The sequence below is a fragment of the Streptococcus iniae genome, from assembly GCF_030732225.1.
Classification (GTDB): Bacteria; Bacillota; Bacilli; order Lactobacillales; family Streptococcaceae; genus Streptococcus; species Streptococcus iniae.
In genome coordinates this window covers 1,855,001-1,873,764 of record NZ_CP132230.1, presented here as the reverse complement: position 1 = coordinate 1,873,764, position 18,764 = coordinate 1,855,001, and the positions used below count along the sequence as shown (strand labels likewise).

General features: G+C 38.1%; 9 protein-coding genes, 1 tRNA gene, 2 rRNA genes and 2 pseudogenes (1 of these 14 cut by a window edge). 10 read left to right on the top strand and 4 right to left on the bottom strand.

Annotation, left to right across the window (positions count from 1 at the left end):
• Nucleotides 1–48 precede the first annotated feature (48 nt).
• Nucleotides 49–1,160 (bottom strand): IS3-like element IS981 family transposase gene (locus Q9317_RS09200; protein ID WP_089180045.1). Its coding sequence is split into 2 segments (ribosomal slippage): nt 49–944 and nt 944–1,160, totalling 1,113 coding nucleotides; the frame shifts between segments, so codons are not numbered across the junction.
• Nucleotides 1,161–1,222: 62 nt separating this feature from the next.
• On the opposite strand from Q9317_RS09200, the pseudogene Q9317_RS09195 reads away from it, so the two are divergent.
• Nucleotides 1,223–2,392 (top strand): annotated as a pseudogene (locus Q9317_RS09195) (HEPN domain-containing protein); the annotation flags it as partial.
• 20 nt (nt 2,393–2,412) lie between these two features.
• A protein-coding gene (locus tag Q9317_RS09190; RefSeq protein WP_089180045.1) for an IS3-like element IS981 family transposase occupies nt 2,413–3,524 on the top strand; the annotation gives its coding sequence in 2 pieces (ribosomal slippage) (nt 2,413–2,629 and nt 2,629–3,524; 1,113 coding nt in all).
• Between the two features lie 91 nt (nt 3,525–3,615).
• On the opposite strand, the gene pbp3 (Q9317_RS09185) is transcribed toward Q9317_RS09190, so the two are convergent.
• Nucleotides 3,616–4,824, bottom strand: coding sequence for a D-alanyl-D-alanine carboxypeptidase PBP3 (gene pbp3, locus Q9317_RS09185; RefSeq protein WP_017794608.1), 1,209 nt, complete (start codon nt 4,822–4,824; stop codon nt 3,616–3,618).
• 68 nt (nt 4,825–4,892) lie between these two features.
• Nucleotides 4,893–6,131 carry a D-alanyl-D-alanine carboxypeptidase PBP3 gene (gene pbp3 / locus Q9317_RS09180; RefSeq protein WP_003100860.1) on the bottom strand — a complete coding sequence of 413 codons (1,239 nt, stop codon included), beginning with the start codon at nt 6,129–6,131 and terminating at the stop codon, nt 4,893–4,895.
• Nucleotides 6,132–6,447: 316 nt separating this feature from the next.
• Between pbp3 (Q9317_RS09180) and Q9317_RS09175 the strand changes: the two genes are divergently transcribed.
• The 5 genes from Q9317_RS09175 to Q9317_RS09155 all read left to right on the top strand — a co-directional run bounded on the left by Q9317_RS09175 (nt 6,448) and on the right by Q9317_RS09155 (nt 12,909).
• Nucleotides 6,448–8,427, top strand: coding sequence for a peptide ABC transporter substrate-binding protein (locus Q9317_RS09175; protein ID WP_003100861.1), 1,980 nt, complete (start codon nt 6,448–6,450; stop codon nt 8,425–8,427).
• Between the two features lie 64 nt (nt 8,428–8,491).
• On the top strand, nt 8,492–9,991 hold the full coding sequence (locus Q9317_RS09170; protein ID WP_003100862.1) for an ABC transporter permease: 1,500 nt from the start codon (nt 8,492–8,494) through the stop codon (nt 9,989–9,991).
• Nucleotides 9,991–10,917 (top strand): oligopeptide ABC transporter permease OppC, encoded by a 927-nt coding sequence (gene oppC / locus Q9317_RS09165; RefSeq protein WP_003100863.1) that lies wholly within the window; start codon nt 9,991–9,993, stop codon nt 10,915–10,917. Before Q9317_RS09170 ends, oppC begins: the two co-directional genes overlap by 1 nt.
• Nucleotides 10,918–10,925: 8 nt before the next feature.
• On the top strand, nt 10,926–11,993 hold the full coding sequence (locus tag Q9317_RS09160) for an ABC transporter ATP-binding protein (RefSeq protein WP_003100864.1): 1,068 nt from the start codon (nt 10,926–10,928) through the stop codon (nt 11,991–11,993).
• A complete protein-coding gene (locus Q9317_RS09155; RefSeq protein WP_003100865.1) occupies nt 11,986–12,909 on the top strand; it encodes an ATP-binding cassette domain-containing protein in 924 nt (307 codons plus the stop codon). Before Q9317_RS09160 ends, Q9317_RS09155 begins: the two co-directional genes overlap by 8 nt.
• A 454-nt stretch (nt 12,910–13,363) precedes the next feature.
• On the opposite strand, the pseudogene Q9317_RS09150 reads toward Q9317_RS09155, so the two are convergent.
• Nucleotides 13,364–14,531: pseudogene (locus tag Q9317_RS09150) on the bottom strand (IS30-like element ISSag9 family transposase).
• A gap of 338 nt (nt 14,532–14,869) precedes the next feature.
• Between Q9317_RS09150 and Q9317_RS09145 the strand changes: the two are divergent.
• The 3 genes from Q9317_RS09145 to Q9317_RS09135 all read left to right on the top strand — a co-directional run.
• Nucleotides 14,870–16,418, top strand: a 16S ribosomal RNA gene (locus tag Q9317_RS09145).
• A gap of 218 nt (nt 16,419–16,636) precedes the next feature.
• Nucleotides 16,637–16,709 (top strand) — tRNA-Ala (locus Q9317_RS09140).
• Between the two features lie 168 nt (nt 16,710–16,877).
• Nucleotides 16,878–18,764: ribosomal RNA gene (locus Q9317_RS09135) — 23S ribosomal RNA — on the top strand (it continues 1,016 nt past the right edge of the window).
• The 16S and 23S rRNA genes sit together here with 1 tRNA gene alongside, the layout of an rRNA operon.

Genomic DNA, 18,764 nt, shown 5'->3' with positions numbered 1-18,764 from the left:
TAAGTCAAGTTTTTAGAGTAACAAACGTAGAATTTTAATCTATTTATTTTAAGCACTTACCTTTTCAAATTGATTAGGTGTAAGATACCCTAAACTTTGATGGATTCGTTTTGAATTATAAAAGGCTTCGATGTACCAGAAAATACTCTGATAGGCTTCTTCAAAGTTCTTATATTTAAATTGATACACCCACTCTCTTTTTAAATGTCCATGCCAAGATTCAAGACTGGCATTATGATAAGGGTATCCCCTTCGACTGAAAGAGTGAGTCATCCCATAATACTTAAGCAACTCTTCATACTCTAGACTCGTATACTGGCTTCCTTGGTCAGAATGAAGAATAACAGCTTCTGGATAGTCTTGTGATTTAATGGCCTTATTTAAAGTTCTTTGCACTAATTCTACAGTCATTCGCTTGCCCAAATCCCAAGCAATGACTTTTTTAGTATAACGATCCATAATGGTTGAGAGATAAGCCCATCCTTGTTGAGTAGGAATATAAGTAATGTCGGTTGACCAAACCTTATTTTTCTTTGTAGGTTCAGTCTGTATGAGATTTTTTCGATTGATGTGATCACTTAGTGAGTATCCAGGCTTAAATTTCTTAATGACTACAGACTTGAGTTGAAGTTGCTTCATTAGCTTCTGTACCAGTTTTAACCCGACTTTTTCCCCTTGTTTAAATAGAAGATGATGAATTTTAGGAGCACCATAGATTCCTCGGTTAGCATTGAAGAGTTGAGAAATTTTGAGTGACAGGTATTGTCTCCTTAATTGAGTTTTAGATGGATGTCGGTTAATCCGTTCATAATAACTTGATTCAGGAACATCAAGGAGTTGACAGCTTAGTCTGACATTGAGTGCTAAAGTTTGTATGGTTTGAGCCATATCCGCAGCACTCACTTCTTTTTCTCGGCGAATATGGTCAATACTTTTTTTAAGATGTCTCGTTCTTCCTTAACTTTAGCCAGTTGTCTTTTTAATTCTAGAAAATCAGCTTTAGAGACGGAGCTTTCATTAGATTTAGAGTAGAGGTCTATCCATTTATAAATTGTTGCAGGGGCCACGTCGTATTCTTTAGACAGCTGGGTGACGGATTGACCAGAATGATAGAAGGCGATAAGGGTTTCTTTAAATTCTTTTGAGTAGCGTTTTTTCATGTTTTTGTCCTTTGTCTAAATTATACAATAGTGACTCTAAGATTTAAGGATAACATCAGACCTCTACTTACCCTGGATTCCCTATTACCAAATATCGCGTAAAAAATTTTAAGATATATAATGTATTTTATAATGCAATTGATGATTTTGATGGCAGTCCAGAATCTTTTAAATCTTTAATTAACAAACTAGACTCTCAAGAAATTAAAGACTATAAATTTAGTTTTGAACATATTGAAGAATGGATCGAAAAATCATTAGTAACCATTAAGCATGGCGATAATCAAACTATTTTTGAGAGTGCTGTAGATAAATATCAGTCAACAAAAGTATTAATAAAATCACTTGGGATGAACTTTGAAGATATGGCAACACTACATTCTTCGTTTACAACTACTTCATTTTCAAGTGATTATCTTATCAAACTTAGTTCGACTGATTCAAGTATAAGATGTTTCGATGAGTTCTATCAAGCTTCACGTAAATTTAAAGAATTTATTGAGATTTTATCAAATATCCCGTTATCGTTTACTAATATTGAATTTCTAGTTGATTATAAAATGTTAGAAGATAAGCGTTTGCCGATTATAAAGGGGAAGTACTTTGTTCAGCATGCTAGAAAGTCTAAAAAATGGGGACATTCTCGACAAGATATTTCTTTGAGGAAACTTGAAGATAACTTTGAACTTATTTTAAATCATTGGTTTGATAAATCTGAGGCACTTGAGTTTATAGTGAGACAATTTTCAAAAAATCTTCATGGTGATTTATATTTAGAAGACCAATTAATTGATGCTATTAGGAATTTAGAAGTTTATTCTAGAAATTTTAAGAATTTTAAAATTCCACAATATCTATCTGATATTGAAAAAAATGCTAAACAATCTTTGATTGAGTTTATAAATACACATATTTTAGAAGATATTAGAGAAAAATTTAGAAACAGATTGAAATTCAAGAAGAAAGAGCCAAGACTTTCCGAACGTTTAAAAAATTTATTTGATTCAATAGATGAACTTAATCGGACTAAAATTTTTTCGAACTGTGATAGAGAAGTACTGATAACAAGATTGACTCAAACACGTAATTATTATACTCATGGTGATTCAAAAGATAAATATCCAGAAATGATAACGGATGTTCATGAGATGTATGAGACTAAATTGCTTCTTCAAAGTGTTCTGAGATATTATATGATGTTATCCTTAAATCTTAGAGTCACTATTGTATAATTTAGACAAAGGACAAAAACATGAAAAAACGCTACTCAAAAGAATTTAAAGAAACCCTTATCGCCTTCTATCATTCTGGTCAATCCGTCACCCAGCTGTCTAAAGAATACGACGTGGCCCCTGCAACAATTTATAAATGGATAGACCTCTACTCTAAATCTAATGAAAGCTCCGTCTCTAAAGCTGATTTTCTAGAATTAAAAAGACAACTGGCTAAAGTTAAGGAAGAACGAGACATCTTAAAAAAAGTATTGACCATATTCGCCGAGAAAAAGAAGTGAGTGCTGCGGATATGGCTCAAACCATACAAACTTTAGCACTCAATGTCAGACTAAGCTGTCAACTCCTTGATGTTCCTGAATCAAGTTATTATGAACGGATTAACCGACATCCATCTAAAACTCAATTAAGGAGACAATACCTGTCACTCAAAATTTCTCAACTCTTCAATGCTAACCGAGGAATCTATGGTGCTCCTAAAATTCATCATCTTCTATTTAAACAAGGGGAAAAAGTCGGGTTAAAACTGGTACAGAAGCTAATGAAGCAACTTCAACTCAAGTCTGTAGTCATTAAGAAATTTAAGCCTGGATACTCACTAAGTGATCACATCAATCGAAAAAATCTCATACAGACTGAACCTACAAAGAAAAATAAGGTTTGGTCAACCGACATTACTTATATTCCTACTCAACAAGGATGGGCTTATCTCTCAACCATTATGGATCGTTATACTAAAAAAGTCATTGCTTGGGATTTGGGCAAGCGAATGACTGTAGAATTAGTGCAAAGAACTTTAAATAAGGCCATTAAATCACAAGACTATCCAGAAGCTGTTATTCTTCATTCTGACCAAGGAAGCCAGTATACGAGTCTAGAGTATGAAGAGTTGCTTAAGTATTATGGGATGACTCACTCTTTCAGTCGAAGGGGATACCCTTATCATAATGCCAGTCTTGAATCTTGGCATGGACATTTAAAAAGAGAGTGGGTGTATCAATTTAAATATAAGAACTTTGAAGAAGCCTATCAGAGTATTTTCTGGTACATCGAAGCCTTTTATAATTCAAAACGAATCCATCAAAGTTTAGGGTATCTTACACCTAATCAATTTGAAAAGGTAAGTGCTTAAAATAAATAGATTAAAATTCTACGTTTGTTACTCTAAAAACTTGACTTAACCTCATGAAGTGTTTTTTTAATAAGTTTATTAAAAAATATGATTAACGTTTAAAAAATCTCAAAAGCTTATCGATAAGATTGGATTTTTTAACAAAAGCGTTTGTATAAATAGTTGTCTCCTCTTTTTTCCCGGGGTAAGCAGTTTGTTTTATATCGGAATCTTTAAAATGAATCTTTCCAATGTAGTGATTTTTGTCAATTGGGGCAAGACTTGCAGAATTTTTAATGTCTTGTTGGAAGCTTAGTTTGGCTGTGTTTTTCTTTTTAACAATGATCATTTCTTCCCCTGTTTTGACAGCTATTTTTTCCTTTTTTCCTCTTTTAATGGTTACCATTTCTTTAAAAACATGTCCTTTAGGAATTCTTTTTTTTTCAAAAGTTTGATAAGTGTAATCTAAAAGCGTTTTGGTTTGTGAAAAGCGGCTGGAATCTTCTCCCTTAGCATTTAAAATAACAGTAATAACTCTCATCTTATCTTGTAGAGCTGTGGCAATAAAGGAATAACCTGAATTTTCGGTGGTTCCGGTTTTGAGTCCGTCTACCCCAGGATATGCCATTTCTTGTCTAGAAAGTAAAAGGTTTGAATTGGTAAAATCCTCTTCTTCAAATGTCATCTTGGTTTGAGAAGTTGTCTTTAGAATTTCTGGGAATTCTGAGATGAGATGATGACTAATAATGGCGAGGTCCTTTGCGGTCATTTCGTTTTCATCAGTTTTAGCAGATCCAGGATAGATACATTCTCCAAGCATGGTGTTGTTTAAACCAGAGGCGTTGACAATGTGAAAATCAGAAATATTCCAGTCCATGAGTTGTTGTTTCATTTTATCAACAAATTTTGGTTCACTTCCAGCGACTTTTTCAGCCAGTGCAATGGCTGAGCTATTAGCACTGAAGATTAAACTGGAATCAATAAGTTCCTGAACAGAGTAGGAGTCTTTGGTGAAGGTAGGATTGCTAATCTCAGGATTTTCTGATAATTTTTTGGCATACTCTGAAATAGGAACTTGATCTTGCCAATGTAATCTTCCTGCTTTGATTTCTTTAAGTGTTAAATAAACCGTAAGAATTTTTGTTAATGAGGCGATAGGGAGTCGTTTTTCAGCATCTTGTGCATAAAGGATTTTGCCAGTATCAAATTCAACAACTAGGGCAGCATTACTTGAAATATGTAAAGTATTATCTGCCGTTACAGGTAGTGGAATGAATAGTAATACTAATACTAATAGGAAAGAAATAAGACATTTTTTCATAATTATTATTGTAACAAGGATAGCAGAAATGGTCAAAAAAAGAAGGCTTATGAAGCCTTCTAGGGGTCTTATAATTCTTCATTAACATAGTTAACGAAATGGTTCCACCAAACTTTTAGGAAGAAACTCTTTTTGATATCATCTTTTGAAACCAATTCGACAGATGGTGTTTCTCCTAAATAACCTGTTCCGATAATAGCCTTATCTTTAAAACTTGCTTTAGCTAGTGTTTGTTTTGCTTTAACAGGTGCTGTGACCTGCTTGTGAAGTGGTCTTACTTCGATAGAATCAGAAGTGTCTTCTCCTTTTTTCTGGACAATATAGAGTGTTTCTTTAGCTGTTAAGGAGACTTCTTTTTGTGGACTATCAGCAACGGTAAGTGTTTTTCCAGAAAGCTTACTGCCCTTGCTAATCAGTGCTTTTTTCTCAAAGTGACTGTAAATATGGTTTAATAATTGATTGGTTGCCTTAAAATGGGGGAACTCATCAGTATCAGTTGATTTGGCATTTAAAACAATTGTAACAAGATGCATCTTGTTTTGTTTGCTACTAGCCATAAATGAAGCGCCGTTTTTTTCTGAATAGCCAACAAAAAGTCCGTTGATATCAGGTCTTTCAAAAGGCATCCCTTTAAGCATGTAATTATATGAATAAATAGAAGTGCCAGAAAAAGTAGTAGTGGCTTTATTGGTCAGTTTCAGGACTTGAGGATATTCTTGCAACAAATGTCGGCTTACAATGGCTAAATCTAAAGCACTGAATAGATTTTCGGCATCTTCTTTAGATTTTGGGTAGCGGTTTGATCCTAGAATACTATTTGGTAAACCAGTTGCATTAACCACTGTATTCTGATTAATGCCCCATTCTTTGAGTTGTTTTTTCATCAAATCAACAAATAAGGGTTCTGTTCCGGAAATTTTTTCTGCTAGGGCAATAGCTGCGCTGTTGGCGTTAGTCACAAGCATGGCTTCTAGTAATTCCTCAACAGTATATTCACGAGCGTCTAAGGGAACATTGCTAATGTCATAATTAGCTGTCAATTCATAAGGATAGTTGGAAATTTTGACAGGGGTGTTCCATTTTATTTTTTTGTTGTCAACAGCTTTGTATACTAAATATGCTGTTAATGCTTTGCTGAGTGAAGCGACTGGGACTTTTTCTTTGGCATGTGATTCATACAAAATTTTGCCACTTGTAACGTCGTAAACAAGAGTACTGTCAGCCTTAATTTTTAATGCTTCAGCACTAACTGTTTTTAGGGGGAGGCAAATGAAGCATAATAGAAGTGAGATGATTAGTTTTTTCATAAGTCCTAACTTTCTGAGAATTCTATTTCTAATTATACCATACTATGGGTTGATAGAGCAGTTTAAATCTATGAATAAAAGATTTGTAAAACGCTATCATTAGATGAAGGTTATTTTATTAAATTGACATAAAATGTTATTAAATCAATTGATAAAACGCTTTCTTTTAGATGGGGTCAGAAAAACTCAAAATAGATATAAAATATTCAGATAATTGCTGATTACATATTCTTTTTAAAATAAAATTATGATATAATACTTTTAATTAGCACTTCTTGTATGGTGTTTATTAAATAAATTTGAGGAGCGGAATCTTATGAAAAAAGGGAAATGGCTTGCGGTGGCAGGTGTCACTATTTTATCGGTCTCTGCCTTAGCGGCTTGCGGAAACAACTCAAGTAAAGCGAGCAAAGGATCTACTTATAGTTATGTTTATACAAGTGACCCAGATACGTTGGATTACTTAGTATCTGGTCGTTCATCAACAACTGAAATCACCCAACAAGGGATTGATGGCTTGATGGAGTATGATCGTTTTGGAAATGTTATTCCTTCACTTGCTAAAGATTGGACAGTTTCAAAAGATGGTCTGACTTATACTTATAAACTGCGTGATGATGTCAAATGGTATACAGCTGATGGCGAAGAATATGCAAATGTTACTGCAAAGGACTTTGTGGCTGGAATCAAACATGCGGCAGATAAAAACTCAGACGCCCTTTACCTCATCCAAGATTCAATCAAAGGCTTATCCGACTATGTCAGTGGTAAGAACAAAGACTTCTCACAAGTAGGTGTTAAGGCTGTTGATAAGCATACCATTCAATACACTTTAAACCAACCCGAATCTTATTGGAATTCTAAGTTGACCTACGGCGTTTTGGCACCTGTAAATGCAGAGTTCTTGAAATCACAAGGTAAAAACTTTGGTAAAGCATCAGATGCAGGTTCAATCCTTTACAATGGACCATTTATCATCACTGCTCTAACAAGTAAATCATCAATTGAATTTGTTAAAAATGATCATTATTGGGACAAGAAAAATGTTAACGTTGACGCTGTTCAATTAACTTACTACGATGGTCAAGACCAAGAATCACTCTTTAGAAACTTTGACGATGGTGCTTATTCAGTCGCACGGTTGTTCCCAACAACGCCATCTTACAAGACTGCTAAGAAAAAATATGGTGAAAGCATTACTTATGGTCAACAAAATTCAACGACCTATTATGCAACGTTTAATTTAAACCGTACAGCCTACAAACATACAAAGAAAACTGACGATAAACAAAAAGATGATACTAAAAAAGCCATCCTAAACAAAGATTTCCGTCAAGCTTTAACCTTTGGTTTTGATAGAATGTCTTACCAAGCACAATCTGCTGGGCAAGATGCTGCTAACAAATCATTGAGAAATGTTTTGATACCGCCTACTTTTGTTCAAATTAATGGTGAAGATTTTGGGAAGACCGTTGAAAAGGATTTATCGGCTTATGGGGAGCAATGGAAAGGCATTAATTTAGCAGATGCCCAAGATGGCCTTTATAACCCAGAAAAAGCAAAAGCGCAAATAGCAAAAGCAAAAACTGAATTGGAAGCTCAAGGTGTTCAATTCCCAATTCACATCGACTTCCCACAAGACCAAACAGCAACAGTCTTGATGCAACAAGCCCAATCAATGAAACAATCTATTGAAGCAACATTAGGTAAAGAAAATGTTGTTATTGATATTCTTGAAGTTCCAACAGATACTTACAATAACATTTCATATTTAGCTGAAACACCAGCTCAACAGGATTGGGACATGTCAACAGCATCTGGTTGGAGTCCGGACTTTACTGATCCCTCATCATATCTTGACATCTTTAATCCAAATCTTGAAAATGCGCAAACCAAGTTTATTGGTATTGAACCATTGAAAAATTCAGATGTTGTTACAGCGGCAGGTTTAGATGAGTTTACACAGTTAGTTACTGATGCAGGTAAAATCACTGATGATCAAACAAAACGTTACGAAGCTTATGCAAAAGCGCAAGCAGCACTTACAGATTCAGCAGTTTATATTCCAACAATCAGTCTAGGTGGAACTCCAACGGTTTCAAAACTTGTTCCATTTAGTGGAGCCTTTGGTTGGGCAGGAAATAAATCTAATAATCTTTATTACAAATATATTAAATTACAGGATAAACCTGTTACTGCCAAACAATATGCTAAAGCTTTAGACAAATGGAAAAAAGAAAAAGAAAAATCAAATAAAAAATATGCGGATTCCCTTGAAAAGCATATTGAAAAATAAAAGCTAGTTCATTAAGGACTTTCTCGTAAAGTGAGAAAGTTCTTTTGAACTTATGAGGAATGGAATGAAAAAGTACATTGTTGAACGCCTGTTTAGGTCTTTGATATCAATTTTATTGGTAACGACATTGACTTATGTTATTGTTTTTACCTTAGTACCATCTAATCTGATTTTCAGGCAAGACCCGAACTATAACAAAATGGTGACCACACCAGATAAAAAAGATAATTATCGCAATTCAGTTTTTGAGCGTATGGGTTATATTTCTTACTATAATAGTAAAGAACTTGAAATCAAAGCTGAAAAAATAGATAGCAGTGTAACTGTTGAGCCAACTAAAAAGAATGAAACTATTTATAAAAAATACATTGCATCCTTAGGACGTGGTTGGCAGTTGAAGCAGTTTAAAGAAAGCAAGCGTTTCTACGCAACGCGTCAAATTCCAATTTATGAACGTGTTTGGAATTTCTTTACTCGCTTAGTTGTTATCGATCATCCTTGGAAGATTAAGGATTCTAAAAATCCAAACTTAGAACGTTACGTACGTCCAGAAATGGATCCAGCTGTAGGACCTGCTTTAGTAGGTTCGGGAACAAAGCACAAATATCTGATTTATTTCAATGGCCAGTTCCCATTTGTTCATCAAAATATAGTTAAATTTGATTTAGGAACATCATACCCAACTTATGCTAATATTCCTGTTATTCAGGTCATCACGCAAGGGCAAGGGCGTAGCCTGTCTAAAGAGGTTAAATTCCCAACAGGTGTAACAAAATCCTCACCAATTGACATTTACTCAAGAACTTATAAATCTCCAAGATTAATGGATGCTCGTGACCGCGCAAACTTTGGTAAAGACGATGCTTACTCAGCAACACGCAATAACCATGCGGAGCCATCAATGATTTCTAATTCCTTTAAGATTGGTATAGCAGGTGTATTACTGTCATATTTATTTGGATTACCAATTGGAATGTTGATGTCTTATTATAAAGATGGTTTATTTGATCGTTTTTCTACAGCAACAACAACGTTTATGTTAGCTTTACCAAGTATTGCACTTGTCTATATTGTTCGTTTTATAGGTTCTAGTGTAGGATTGCCTGATACCTTCCCATTGCTAGGTGCAGGAGATCCAAGGTCTTATGTATTACCGGCATTGATTCTAGGTATTTTAGGGACACCTGGAACGGTTGTGTGGTTCCGTCGTTATTTGGTTGACTTGCAAGGTAGTGATTTTGTTCGTTTTGCGCGTGCTAAAGGACTTACAGAGGCTGAAATTTCAAAACACCACTTGTTCAAACAAGCAATGGTGCCAATTGTTAATGGTATCCCACAAGCAATTGTCTCAACTATTGCTGGTGCAACCTTAACAGAAACAGTATTTGCTTTCCCAGGTATGGGGAAAATGCTTATTGATGCGATTAAAGTAGCCAATAACTCAATGGTCGTTGGATTAGTCTTCATTTTTGCCGTGCTTTCAATTATTGCATTGTTGGTTGGCGATTTGCTTATGACTATTTTGGACCCACGTATTAAATTATCAAGTAAAGGAGGGAAGTAATGGCGACAATAGACAAAAGTAAGTTCGAATTTGTTGAACTGGATTCTTATGCATCAGAAGTTATTGATGCCCCTGCTTACTCCTACTGGAAATCTGTTTTTAGACAATTTTTTGCGCGGAAATCTACTATAGTAATGTTGCTTATTTTGATTACTATTATTTTAATGAGCTTTATTTACCCAATGTTTGCCAACTATGATTTTGGTGATGTTAGCAATATCAATGATTTTACCAAGCGCTACATTTCTCCAAATGGGGAATATTGGTTTGGTACAGATAAAAACGGGCAGTCGCTTTTTGATGGGGTTTGGTATGGTGCTAGAAACTCAATCTTAATTTCTGTCATTGCAACAATGATTAACATGATTTTGGGTGTAATCATTGGAGGACTTTGGGGTGTTTCTAAAGCTGTTGATAAAGTAATGATTGAAGTTTACAATGTCATTTCCAATCTGCCACAAATGCTGATTATCATTGTTTTGACTTACTCCATTGGTGCAGGTTTCTGGAACTTGATTTTTGCTTTTTGTATTACAGGATGGATTGGTATTGCTTACGCGGTTCGTGTCCAAGTGTTACGTTACCGTGATTTGGAATATAATTTAGCTAGTCAAACACTGGGAACGCCAACACATAAAATTGTAACAAAAAACCTTTTACCACAATTGGTTTCAGTTATTGTGTCAATGGTTTCCTTGTTACTTCCAGCCTATATTTCTTCAGAAGCGTTTCTATCCTTCTTTGGATTAGGCTTACCGCTATCAGAGCCAAGTTTAGGTCGTTTAATTTCAAACTATTCCTCTAATTTAACAACAAATGCCTATCTTTTCTGGATTCCATTAACCACTCTTATCTTAGTATCTCTTCCACTCTATATTGTGGGCCAAAATTTGGCAGATGCTAGTGACCCAAGAACACATAGATAGGAGTAATCATGGAAAACAAAGAAATTATTTTAAGTGCTAAAAATGTTGTCGTTGAATTTGACGTTCGTGACCGTATTTTGACAGCGATTCGTGATATTTCCGTTGATTTATATGAAGGTGAAGTCCTTGCGGTTGTTGGAGAATCTGGTAGTGGAAAATCAGTGTTGACCAAAACATTTACGGGGATGTTAGAATCTAACGGTCGTGTTGCCAAGGGTTCAATTAATTACCGCGGTAAAGAATTAACTGAATTAAAAAATCACAAAGATTGGGAAGGAATCCGTGGTGCTAAAATTGCAACCATATTCCAAGATCCAATGACAAGTTTGGATCCAATCCAAACTATCGGAAGACAAATTACAGAAGTTATTGTCAAACATCAAAAGAAAACAAAATCAGAAGCTAAAAAATTGGCCATTGATTACATGAATAAAGTTGGGATTCCAGAAGCAGAAAAACGTTTTGATGAATACCCATTTCAGTATTCGGGTGGTATGCGCCAACGTATTGTTATTGCAATTGCTCTAGCTTGTCGCCCAGACATCCTTATTTGTGATGAGCCAACAACTGCTCTAGATGTAACTATTCAGGCGCAAATTATTGATCTGCTAAAAACGCTCCAAAAAGAATATCAATTCACCATTATTTTTATTACCCATGATTTAGGCGTAGTAGCAAGTATTGCAACCAATGTTGCAGTTATGTATGCTGGTGAAATTGTTGAGTATGGAACTGTTGAAGATATCTTTTATGATCCAAGACATCCATATACTTGGAGTTTGCTTTCAAGTTTGCCACAATTAGCCGATGAAAAAGGTGTCTTATTCTCCATTCCAGGAACACCACCATCATTGTATAAACCGATTGTTGGCGATGCATTTGCTCCAAGATCTCAGTATGCAATGACAATTGATTTTGAAGAGAATGTTCCAAGGTTTGAAATTAATGGGACACATTGGGCAAAGACATGGTTGCTTCATCCAGATGCACCAAAAGTGCAAAAGCCAGAAGTCATTCGAAATCTTCATGACAAAATTTCAAGTAAACAAATCTATCGGGAGGAAGGAAATGTCTGAGAAATTAGTTGAAGTCAAAGACTTAGAAATTTCCTTCGGTGAAGGAAAGAAAAAATTTGTTGCTGTTAAAAATGCAAACTTCTTTATTAATAAAGGAGAAACGTTCTCTCTTGTTGGAGAATCAGGAAGTGGAAAAACCACCATTGGACGTGCTATCATTGGCTTAAATGATACTAGTTCTGGTGAAATTGTCTATGATGGCAAGGTTATTAATGGTAAAAAAAGCAAATCAGAAGCTAATGAATTAATTCGAAAAATTCAAATGATTTTCCAAGATCCAGCAGCAAGTTTGAATGAACGTGCTACGGTTGACTATATTATTTCTGAAGGTCTTTATAACTTTAATCTCTTCAAAAATGAAGCAGAGCGTCAAGAAAAGATTAAAAATATGATGACAGAAGTGGGATTACTGGCAGAACATTTGACACGTTATCCCCATGAATTTTCTGGAGGTCAACGTCAACGTATTGGAATTGCACGGGCTTTGGTCATGGATCCAGAATTTATTATTGCTGATGAGCCAATTTCTGCATTGGATGTTTCTGTACGAGCTCAAGTTTTAAATTTGCTTAAAAAAATGCAAAAAGAGAAGAACTTGACCTATCTTTTTATTGCTCATGATTTATCAGTTGTTCGTTTCATCTCGGATCGGATTGCTGTTATCCATAAAGGGGTTATTGTTGAGGTTGCTGAAACAGAAGAACTTTTCATTAATCCAATCCATCCATACACCAAATCACTCCTATCTGCGGTCCCAATTCCAGATCCAATTTTGGAAAGACAAAAGAAATTAGTGGTTTACAGTGTTGATCAACACGATTATTCCGTCGATGAACCTGAAATGGTTGAAATCAAACCAGGGCACTTTGTTTGGGCAAATAAAACTGAAGTAGAAGAATACAAAAGAGACTTATAAAAGAAGGGATTTTCCTTCTTTTTTTGCTCATTTTCTACCTAGGAGTGTAGGAATAGAAGTATTTAGCGCTAGAAGGATTATTGAACATGTTCTTCCTATTCTATACTTACTTTAGTTTAGCCATTTTGTCTTGTTCAGATGACTATATGTTATTGTTGCATCTCATTTTTGATAGCTATGAAAAAAATAATGCTAAATTCTCAAAGTAAGTTCCACCTCTAGTAGAAATGGAATTTAGTCTGATAAAAACCAACGAAAATCCGTCTCAGACTAAGTTCCGTTGGTTTTTATAATACTTGATTTCATAGGTTTTCAGAGTTAAAAATCGCAAAAAAAGGGTACAAGAAAACCTCCTCATCTGAAAGCGTTTCAGATTAAGTTCCGCTATGGTTGAAGTTAGTGTGAGACGTTTAGGTTGTATCAGTTAGTTGATTAGGTTAGATTTTGTCTTTTATTAGATTTTGTCTTTTAATAGTTTGGGAGATTGGCAGACGTCTTCCGCAGTAATTTCCTCAATACCGAGTATACTTGCGATGTCTTTTCCGTAAGTAAAAGAGAATAGCTCATAAGCCGTTTTACCATTTAGAGCCTGTCTCTTAACGCTGTTGATATGAGATAGTGCCAGATTAATGTCCTCTTGAGTCAAGTTGTCGAAGGAAGTCCCCTTAGGCAGTATGTCTCTCACGAGGGTATGATTCTTCTCGATTCTTGCTTTCTGGTCAGACCGATTAGGGTCACAAAAGAAGAGTTGAGACTGTCCACAAACATCTATCTCAATATCATCCACTCTAGCGAATTCCCCACCATTATCCGTTAGGATAACAGGAAAGAGTTTGAAGAAGTCTCTCTTGTTATCATAGAGTGTCCTCTTAATGACCTGTATGTGTTTAGCAGTTTCGATAGCTGTCTTAGAATCCATCAGTTTGGCAAAGATGAAGTTACAGAAGGCGACATTGAAGGTGAGAAGGACCTTTCCACCAATCCGTCCAATAACCGTGTCCATTTCAAGCCAGGAGTTCAGCTCTGATTGGTTCATGTGTTCTATAAAATCCTCGTACCGTCGCCCTTCTTTAATCGCTTTTGGAATAGGAGGGAGTGTGCTCTTTCGCCTTTTTTTGAACTTCACAGCTCTAGGTAGGTCGATTGGTGTGATGGATAGGTAGCCTTTCTTGATGTGTCGATAAACGGTTGAAGAACTCACTTCTAGATCGTTGGTTTTGAGGATATGATAGATACGTTGGCCCTTCTTGACCCCCATTAGAAAGGACTCTATCTATTTTCCAGAAGGTCTCTTTGTTCAAAGGGATTCCTTCTCTAGATTCAACTAAAAGTTTTTCGTAGTTCCTTTGAGCTTGCTTAGCAAGATAGAAGGTCTTCTTGTAACCACAGTTGATCCTCCTCTTTGGACACCCATTACAAACATAGGGAGCTTTTCTTAGTAGCGGACAGTCTAGGCAGTCTTTGGTTGATTCTCTTAGTTGCTTATTTCGTTTGACTTCTTTTGCGATAGTAGTAGGGTGTTTCAGTAGATTAAGCCCGATGGCTTTAAAGGTTTCTCCTCTATCCAAACCAGATTGGATGTCATTACGGTCTGAGAGAGTTAGGTGTTTGTGTTTTGTCATGATGGATAAACTCATTTCTAATCCAAACGTCTCAGACTTAATTCCACCATAAAAATCCTTTTCACACTAACTTCCGGTTTTGGAGGGCAGACGGAACTTACTTTGAGAAATTACTTGAAAAAAATAATTTAAAAAAAGTTTACAAAAAGTGTTGACACAAAAAGTCATAGCTGATAGAATATAATAGTTGTCTCGTAAGAGATACAAAGACCTTTGAGAACTGAATAAGACAAAAAACCAAACGTGCAGGGTGATATGTTAACGCATATTACCTGTCAATAAAGAAACAACGAAATAAATCTGTCAGCGACAGAAACAATGAGTAAAGAACTCAAACTTTTAATGAGAGTTTGATCCTGGCTCAGGACGAACGCTGGCGGCGTGCCTAATACATGCAAGTAGAACGCTGAGGATTGGTGCTTGCACTAATCCAAAGAGTTGCGAACGGGTGAGTAACGCGTAGGTAACCTACCTCATAGCGGGGGATAACTATTGGAAACGATAGCTAATACCGCATGACACTAGAGTACACATGTACTCAATTTAAAAGGAGCAAAAGCTTCACTATGAGATGGACCTGCGTTGTATTAGCTAGTTGGTGAGGTAACGGCTCACCAAGGCGACGATACATAGCCGACCTGAGAGGGTGATCGGCCACACTGGGACTGAGACACGGCCCAGACTCCTACGGGAGGCAGCAGTAGGGAATCTTCGGCAATGGACGGAAGTCTGACCGAGCAACGCCGCGTGAGTGAAGAAGGTTTTCGGATCGTAAAGCTCTGTTGTTAGAGAAGAACGGTAATGGGAGTGGAAAATCCATTACGTGACGGTAACTAACCAGAAAGGGACGGCTAACTACGTGCCAGCAGCCGCGGTAATACGTAGGTCTCGAGCGTTGTCCGGATTTATTGGGCGTAAAGCGAGCGCAGGCGGTTCTATAAGTCTGAAGTAAAAGGCAGTGGCTCAACCATTGTATGCTTTGGAAACTGTAGAACTTGAGTGCAGAAGGGGAGAGTGGAATTCCATGTGTAGCGGTGAAATGCGTAGATATATGGAGGAACACCGGTGGCGAAAGCGGCTCTCTGGTCTGTAACTGACGCTGAGGCTCGAAAGCGTGGGGAGCAAACAGGATTAGATACCCTGGTAGTCCACGCCGTAAACGATGAGTGCTAGGTGTTAGGCCCTTTCCGGGGCTTAGTGCCGCAGCTAACGCATTAAGCACTCCGCCTGGGGAGTACGACCGCAAGGTTGAAACTCAAAGGAATTGACGGGGGCCCGCACAAGCGGTGGAGCATGTGGTTTAATTCGAAGCAACGCGAAGAACCTTACCAGGTCTTGACATCCCTCTGACCGTCCTAGAGATAGGATTTTCCTTCGGGACAGAGGAGACAGGTGGTGCATGGTTGTCGTCAGCTCGTGTCGTGAGATGTTGGGTTAAGTCCCGCAACGAGCGCAACCCCTATTGTTAGTTGCCATCATTAAGTTGGGCACTCTAGCGAGACTGCCGGTAATAAACCGGAGGAAGGTGGGGATGACGTCAAATCATCATGCCCCTTATGACCTGGGCTACACACGTGCTACAATGGTTGGTACAACGAGTCGCAAGCCGGTGACGGCAAGCTAATCTCTTAAAGCCAATCTCAGTTCGGATTGTAGGCTGCAACTCGCCTACATGAAGTCGGAATCGCTAGTAATCGCGGATCAGCACGCCGCGGTGAATACGTTCCCGGGCCTTGTACACACCGCCCGTCACACCACGAGAGTTTGTAACACCCGAAGTCGGTGAGGTAACCTTTTAGGAGCCAGCCGCCTAAGGTGGGATAGATGATTGGGGTGAAGTCGTAACAAGGTAGCCGTATCGGAAGGTGCGGCTGGATCACCTCCTTTCTAAGGATAAGGAAGTACGTTTGGAAGTCTTATTTAGTTTTGAGAGGTCTTAAAAAAGTAAAGAGAACGTTAAGAAATCTGTATGAAAATAGGAAAGAGACGCAGTGTCAAAAGACACAAGGAAGTTTATCATTTTCACTAAGATTTTAGTTCGAATACAATTTAGATCCATAATATAGTATGAGTAACAAGATAAGAAACGTTAACATATTAACTGTGGGGCCTTAGCTCAGCTGGGAGAGCGCCTGCTTTGCACGCAGGAGGTCAGCGGTTCGATCCCGCTAGGCTCCATAGACAAGGAAGTCTCTAAAATACGTGAAGTCCATTGAAAATTGAATATCTATATCAAATTCCACGATCATGAAAATGATTGTAGAAAAAGTAACAAGAAATAAACCGAAAAAAAGATAAACGCGAACATATTAAAAAAAATAAAGAAGGTCGAAAGACTGGAAATAAGGTTAAGTTAATAAGGGCGCACGGTGGATGCCTTGGCACTAGAAGCCGAAGAAGGACGTGACTAACGACGAAATGCTTTGGGGAGCTGTAAGTAAGCGCTGATCCAGAGATGTCCGAATGGGGGAACCCGGCATGTAATGCATGTCATCCATGACTGTTAAGGTCATGAGAAGGAAGACGCAGTGAACTGAAACATCTAAGTAGCTGCAGGAAGAGAAAGCAAAAGCGATTGCCTTAGTAGCGGCGAGCGAAACGGCAGGAGGGCAAACCGAGGAGTTTACTCCTCGGGGTTGTAGGACTGCGACGTGGGACTAAAATTAATAGAAGAATTACCTGGGAAGGTAAGCCAAAGAGAGTAAAAGCCTCGTATTTAAAATTGAAATTAGCCCTAGCAGTATCCTGAGTACGGCGAGACACGCGAAATCTCGTCGGAATCTGGGAGGACCATCTCCCAACCCTAAATACTCTCTAGTGACCGATAGTGAACCAGTACCGTGAGGGAAAGGTGAAAAGCACCCCGGGAGGGGAGTGAAATAGAACCTGAAACCGTGTGCCTACAACAAGTTCGAGCCCGTTAATGGGTGAGAGCGTGCCTTTTGTAGAATGAACCGGCGAGTTACGATATGATGCGAGGTTAAGTTGAAGAGACGGAGCCGTAGGGAAACCGAGTCTTAATAGGGCGACATAGTATCATGTTGTAGACCCGAAACCATGTGACCTACCCATGAGCAGGTTGAAGGTGCGGTAAAACGCACTGGAGGACCGAACCAGGGCACGTTGAAAAGTGCTTGGATGACTTGTGGGTAGCGGAGAAATTCCAAACGAACTTGGAGATAGCTGGTTCTCTCCGAAATAGCTTTAGGGCTAGCGTCGATGTTAAGTCTCTTGGAGGTAGAGCACTGTTTGGGTGAGGGGTCCATCCCGGATTACCAATCTCAGATAAACTCCGAATGCCAAGACGATATAATCGGCAGTCAGACTGCGAGTGCTAAGATCCGTAGTCGAAAGGGAAACAGCCCAGACCACCAGCTAAGGTCCCAAAATAATTGTTAAGTGGAAAAGGATGTGGGGTTGCACAGACAACTAGGATGTTAGCTTAGAAGCAGCTATTCATTCAAAGAGTGCGTAATAGCTCACTAGTCGAGTGACCCTGCGCCGAAAATGTACCGGGGCTAAAACAATTTACCGAAGCTGTGGATTACCTTAAGAGGTAATGGTAGGAGAGCGTTCTATATGTGAAGAAGGTATACCGTGAGGAGTGCTGGAACGTATAGAAGTGAGAATGCCGGTATGAGTAGCGAAAGACAGGTGAGAATCCTGTCCACCGTAAGACTAAGGTTTCCAGGGGAAGGCTCGTCCGCCCTGGGTTAGTCGGGACCTAAGGAGAGACCGAAAGGTGTATTCGATGGCCAACAGGTTGATATTCCTGTACTAGTGTATATAGTGATGGAGGGACGCAGAAGGCTAACTAAACCAGACGACTGGAAGAGTCTGGCCAATCAGTGAGGCGTGATATGAGTCAAATGCTTATATCTATAACGTTGAGCTGTGATGGGGAGCGAATTAAGTAGCGAAGTTAGTGATGTCACACTGCCAAGAAAAGCTTCTAGCGTTTAAGTATACACTACCCGTACCGCAAACCGACACAGGTAGTCGAGGCGAGTAGCCTCAGGTGATCGAGAGAACTCTCGTTAAGGAACTCGGCAAAATGACCCCGTAACTTCGGGAGAAGGGGTGCTGTCAGCGATGACAGCCGCAGTGAATAGGCCCAAGCAACTGTTTATCAAAAACACAGCTCTCTGCTAAATCGTAAGATGATGTATAGGGGGTGACGCCTGCCCGGTGCTGGAAGGTTAAGAGGAGTGCTTAGCGTAAGCGAAGGTATGA